The following is a 4,962-nucleotide window of genomic DNA, read 5'->3' as shown; positions in this document are numbered from 1 at the left end:
AGGCCGTTTTCTGGCCAAAGACAAGGGCATACGTTTCGAGCTGAAACGCCGCTTCCGTTCAGGCATCACGTTCGGGGCCTGGTACACCCGCACGGATGGTGACGACACCACCCCTCCGGGGAGCCCGGGCTCACCGTATTTCGATAAAGGGATTTTCATGACCATCCCGCTGGAATCCATGTTGACCCGGGATACGCGGGCGCGCAGTGCCTTTTCGCTATCGCCCTGGACGCGCGACGTCGGACAAATGGTGGTTTCGCCCGCTGATCTGTACACTATCACCGAACGCACACTCATGCTGGATAGCGCCGATGATGGCGTCGCCAGCCAGCTGGGCCAGTGACTGACCCGATAATGAAAATGCCCATGACGATACCTCGAAAATCCGCTTTCATACGCTATCTTGCCGGCCTTGCTCTGATGCTTTGCCTGGTAACGGTTACTGCGGCACAAACGCCCACAGCGGAACAGATGCAGCGTTTTGAGCAGCTGGCGCCCGAGCAAAAGGCCCGTCTGATGGAAACGCTCGGGCAGGAAAAAATCGAGCGGGTCGAGCAGCCGGCACTCCGGCAACCCCGGCTGGTCGTGCCATTGCCGGCACAGCCTGAACATCGCCCGCAGACCGATGAGGACAGCACAGACACGCAGGTCGTTATCGACGAAACCTACAAGACCACAGCGCCCCTGAAGCCGTTTGGTTACGACCTGTTTACTGATGTCCCCACCACCTTTGCCCCGGCAACGGATATCCCGATTAACGTCGATTATGTGCTGGGCCCCGGGGATACGGTGAAAATCCAGCTGTTCGGCAAGGAGCACGCCGAGTACAGCCTGGTGGTGTCCCGTGAAGGCCGCCTGCTCTTCCCCAGGCTCGGCCCCATTTCGGTAGCCGGTATGACATTCCGTGAAATGCAGGATGTCCTCAAAACGCGCATAGAAGAACAGATGATCGGTGAACAGGTGGTCATCACCATGGGCGCATTGCGCTCGATCCGCGTCTTTATCCTCGGTGATGTCAACCAACCCGGCTCCTATACGGTCAGCGCCCTGTCGACCATGACCAACGCGCTGTTTGTCAGTGGCGGTGTCAGTGAGATCGGGACCCTGCGCAATATCCAGCTGAAGCGCCATGGCACGGTGGTCGCTCATCTGGACCTGTACGATCTGTTATTACACGGTGATACCGGCAATGATGTTCGCCTGCAGCCCGGTGACGTAATTTTTGTGCCGCCGGTCGGGCGTACCGTTGGCGTGGCCGGTGAAGTGCGGCGGCCAGCCATTTATGAACTCAGGCGCGAACGCACGATACAGCAGTTGCTGGAATTGTCCGGTGGGCTGTTGCCTACCGCCTACCCGCAGGCCTCGCAGATTGACCGTATCAATGCACGCGGCGAACGCACGCTGGTGGACGTGAACCTGAACGACAAGCCGGCGCTCGCGACTAACGTGCAGGCCGGTGACACGCTGCGGGTATTCTCCATTCTGGAAAAGATGGAGGACATCGTTCTGCTGTCGGGTCATGTGAACAGGCCAGGGGGCTATCAGTGGCGTGCAGGCATGCGCTTGTCAGACCTGATTCATTCCATTAAAGACGACCTGCTGCCACGCCCGGATCTCGGCTATACCCTGATACGGCGGGAGTTGATGCCGGACCAGCGGATAGAAGTGTTTTCCGTACGTCTGGGAGAGGCGTTGCAAAATCCGCAATCAGACGACAATGTGGTACTCCATTCACGCGATGAAGTGATCGTGTTCGGCGCCAGTGAGGACCGCAGCGAAGCCGTCGATGAACTGGTTGAGCTGCTCAACCAGCAGGCGAGTTTTCAGCAACCGGCGCGTACGGTTCACGTGGGTGGTGTGGTGCGTCACCCCGGCGACTACCCGCTCGAAAAATCCATGAAGGTGAGTGATCTGATTCGGGCCGGTGGCGGGCTGGCTGAAGCGGCTTACGCACTTGGCGCCGAACTGACACGCTATGCTGTCGTTGACGGCAGTTACCGTGAGATTGCGCATGTGGGCGTTGACCTTGCCAGTATTCTCAAGGGTGACAGGTCTTCAGATCTTGTCCTGCAATCGCATGATGTGCTCAATATCAAACGTCTGCCTGAATGGGCCACGGCTGAAACCGTGGAGATCCAGGGTGAGGTGCGCTTCCCGGGTATTTACCCGATTGCGCGTGGTGAACAGCTCAGCAGTTTGCTGGAACGTGCCGGTGGTCTTGCTGACATGGCCTTCCCCCAGGGCGCGGTCTTTCTCCGTGAGGAATTGCGCAAACGCGAGCAGCAGCGTATTGCCGAGATGACCCGCCGGCTGGAGTCGGATCTTGCCTCGGTGTCGCTGAAACTGGCGCAGGAGAAGGGCGGTAATGCCGGTTCGCTGGACATCATCCGCGAACTCGGTAGTCAGCTGCGTTCCATCAAGCCAACCGGGCGGCTGGTCATTAATCTTCCAAAGCTGATGGAAGAGACCCGGGAGGGACGTCGCAGTGACTACGATGTGACGCTTGCCGATGGCGACAAGCTCTACATTCCCCCGGTCACCCAGGAAGTCACCGTGACCGGTGAAGTGTTTTACCCCACCTCGCACCTGTATACCAAAGGACTGGATCGTGACCGCTATATCAATATGAGTGGTGGGGCAACCAGCAAGGCGGATACCCGGCGCACCTATGTGATTCGTGCCGATGGCAGTGTTGAAACCGGCAGCAGCTGGTATCAGGATATCCGTGGTGGTGATATAAAACCCGGTGACACGATTGTCGTGCCACTGGATGTCGAGCGTGTGCGCCCGATTACGCTGTGGACCAATGTGAGCCAGATTATTTACCAGTTGGCGATTGCGGCTGCCAGCGCCAACGCAATCGGAGTATTCTAGGGCCACATGTACGCCAGAAACAAAATGCCCGAGGGCAAGTGTAAGCAGGCGGGTAAGGAATTGCCCACTGTCACGCCTGTGCCTTTGCAGGACGGCGAGGCCGCTGTTTATACGGACGAGGCCGAGATAAGTCTCTATGACCTGTGGCGGGTTGTCAGGAAATACCGGGTGCTGGTGCTGGGTGTTACCCTGTTGGCCGCTGTACTGGCCGGTCTGGCAACATGGCTGAAAACGCCCCTGTATCGCGCCGAAGTTTTGCTGGCGCCGGTCACCGACCAGGACGGGAGTAATGCCTACCTGCAGTCCTTCAAGCAGTTTGGCAATATCGCCGCACTGGCCGGCGTTAACCTGAACCGCGGCGACAAAAAGAGCGAATCCATTGCAACGTTGAAGTCACGCCGTTTCAACGAACAATTTATCAAGGACAACAAGCTGGACAGGATTCTGTTTTCCGACCTGTGGGACGAAAAGAACCAGCGCTGGGCAGTCTCCGATAAAACGGACATACCCACCCTGTGGGACAGCTACGAGAAGTTCGACAAGCATGTTCGCACTATCCGTGAACACCGGAGCACCGGCCTGCTCACCTTGTCCATCGAATGGAAAGACCCTGAAGTTGCCGCCCAATGGGCCAATGCGCTGGTGACCCGCATTAACCGGACCCTGCGTCAGCAGACCGTTGAGGCATCAAACCAGGCCATTGCCTATCTTCAGGACCAGCTTGGCAAGACCAGTGTGGTTGAACTGCAGCAGGTGCTGCATCAGCTGATTGAATCTGAAATGAAGAAGATTATTGTTGCCAATATCAACGAGGCCTATGCGTTCAAGGTCATTGACCCGGCCACGGCGCCAGAGGAACCGTTCAACGTCAGGCTGTTGATGATGCTGGTTCTGTCCGCCACGCTCGGACTGATATTCGGGATCATTCTGGCATTGACACTGAATGCCGTACGAGGCGAGCGTGATGTTGCGGGGAACAGTAACGCCGACTGACTAGTGCTGGGGCGTGGAATTTCCGCCACCGGAGCCGCCACCGCCACCGAGAGCCGCCAGCGCACCTGCCACCAGTGCGCCGATTCCGATAGCCACCCCGTAACCGCCGGATTCAGCTTCCACCGGCTTGTTTCGGGGTTCAACTTTTTTGGCCTGTTCCACGGGTGCGGGTTCAGGTTGTTTCACGGGTGGCCCGGGTTTGTTGATCTCGACTTCAACCGGAGCGCTGTCGATTTCGATCTGGATGGCTTCCTGGGCGAAAACCGGAGGGTTCAGAAAAATTGCCCAGATCGCAAACTGGAATACCGGGTTTTTGGTCACGTTGTGATGCTCCCTGGCTGGCCGGGTTATGGCTGGGTGCCTGTGTGGTGCCAAGAATCGTGAATGATGGAAGTGAAGTCAAGTCTTATTTACAGACTAAGGCACCGGATTCAGTGGCTTGCGGAAATAAAAAAGGCCAGTGATCGTTTCACTGGCCTTTTTCGTAGATGGCTCCCCGGGACAGGCTCGAACTGCCGACCTAGTGATTAACAGTCACCCGCTCTACCGACTGAGCTACCGGGGAATCGCGTTTCGCGAAGCCGGGGATAATACGGAACTGCCCCCGGTCGGTCAACCGCATGGAAATCAGCTTTCCAGTGCCCTGGCGATACGCCCCAGCGCGTCTTTCAGCGTGTCCATGCCGGTGGCGAAGGACAGGCGCAGGTAACCCGGTGCGCCAAAGGCGGAACCCGGCACCAGCGCCACCCCGGCTTTGTTCAGCAGGTGTTCCGCCAGTTCGACGTCATCGTTGATCCCGTCCAGCCGTTCAATCACGCTGCTGAGGTCGGGGAAAGCGTAGAAGGTGCCGTCCGCCTCGGCTCAGCGCACGCCATCCAGCGCATTCAGTGCCGCAACCACATAGTCGTGTCGCTCTTGGAACGCAGCCAGCATGGGGGCGATACAGGACGGGTAGCCATCCAGGGCTTCCCGGGCTGCGGCCTGTGAGACGGCCGCCGGGTTCGAGGTGCTCTGCGACTGGATCTTCTTCATCGCCTGGATCAGTGGTTTCGGGCCGCCGGCATAGCCGATGCGCCAGCCGGTCATGGCATAGGC

At 58.2% G+C, this 4,962-nt stretch carries 4 protein-coding genes, 1 tRNA gene and 1 pseudogene; 3 read left to right on the top strand and 3 right to left on the bottom strand.

Going from position 1 to position 4,962, the window contains the following annotated elements:
* The 3 genes from ACW81B_RS11755 to ACW81B_RS11745 all read left to right on the top strand — a co-directional run.
* The coding region (locus ACW81B_RS11755; RefSeq protein ID WP_491580415.1) for a YjbH domain-containing protein at positions 1-343 on the top strand (343 nt) is incomplete at its 5' end.
* A 23-nt stretch (positions 344-366) separates the two neighbouring features.
* Complete coding sequence (locus ACW81B_RS11750; protein WP_491580414.1) at positions 367-2,874, top strand: SLBB domain-containing protein; 2,508 nt, start codon at positions 367-369, stop codon at positions 2,872-2,874.
* Between the two features lie 6 nt (positions 2,875-2,880).
* Positions 2,881-3,867, top strand: coding sequence for a Wzz/FepE/Etk N-terminal domain-containing protein (locus tag ACW81B_RS11745; RefSeq protein ID WP_491580413.1), 987 nt, complete (start codon positions 2,881-2,883; stop codon positions 3,865-3,867).
* Here ACW81B_RS11745 and ACW81B_RS11740 read toward each other — a convergent pair whose 3' ends face one another.
* The 3 genes and pseudogenes from ACW81B_RS11740 to ACW81B_RS11730 all read right to left on the bottom strand — a co-directional run.
* The gene (locus ACW81B_RS11740) at positions 3,868-4,188 is read right to left on the bottom strand and encodes a hypothetical protein (RefSeq protein WP_491580412.1); all 321 of its coding nucleotides are present in this window, start codon (positions 4,186-4,188) and stop codon (positions 3,868-3,870) included.
* A 168-nt stretch (positions 4,189-4,356) separates the two neighbouring features.
* A tRNA-Asn gene (locus tag ACW81B_RS11735) sits at positions 4,357-4,432 on the bottom strand.
* 62 nt (positions 4,433-4,494) lie between these two features.
* Positions 4,495-4,962 (bottom strand): annotated as a pseudogene (locus ACW81B_RS11730) (aminotransferase class I/II-fold pyridoxal phosphate-dependent enzyme); the annotation flags it as partial.

Source organism: Thiogranum sp. (genome assembly GCF_058323355.1).
The sequence above is the reverse complement of the archived record's forward strand: the minus strand, read 5'-3'. Positions and strand labels throughout refer to the sequence as shown.

Bases quoted from the DNA above. Each gene is read 5' to 3' on its own strand.
- ACW81B_RS11750 (WP_491580414.1), top strand. From the start codon at position 367: ATGACGATACCTCGAAAATCCGCTTTCATACGCTATCTTGCCGGCCTT.
- ACW81B_RS11745 (WP_491580413.1), top strand. From the start codon at position 2,881: ATGTACGCCAGAAACAAAATGCCCGAGGGCAAGTGTAAGCAGGCGGGT.